General features: G+C 47.7%; 1 protein-coding gene. It reads left to right on the top strand.

Annotation, left to right across the window (positions count from 1 at the left end):
* Positions 1 to 184: hypothetical protein (locus tag SB752_RS33190; RefSeq protein ID WP_410719627.1), on the top strand; the 184-nt coding region annotated here is incomplete at its 5' end.
* Positions 185 to 241 lie beyond the last annotated feature (57 nt).

The following is a 241-nucleotide window of genomic DNA, read 5'->3' as shown; positions in this document are numbered from 1 at the left end:
ATTATGGGTGAAAAATCGCCGAGCTTTTCAAGCAGAAACAAAGCGTTCGACATTAGGGCGACATTATATCGACGCGACGATGAATGGGTTATACAAACCGAGGCTGGTCAAGCTGGATGTGAAAATGCGACGGGAACTTTTACCTTTGGCCCTAAAGACTATCGGTCGGTCAGCTACCGAGTAACTCAGCAAGTGCCGGCGATCGGGATTCGGATCGCGAAGAGTAAAACACTTTTTTACG

This window comes from Brevibacillus sp. SIMBA_040 (assembly GCF_046535075.1).
GTDB lineage: Bacteria > Bacillota > Bacilli > Brevibacillales > Brevibacillaceae > Brevibacillus.
Note: the sequence above shows the minus strand (reverse complement) of the source record. Positions and strands in the feature narration are given on the sequence as shown.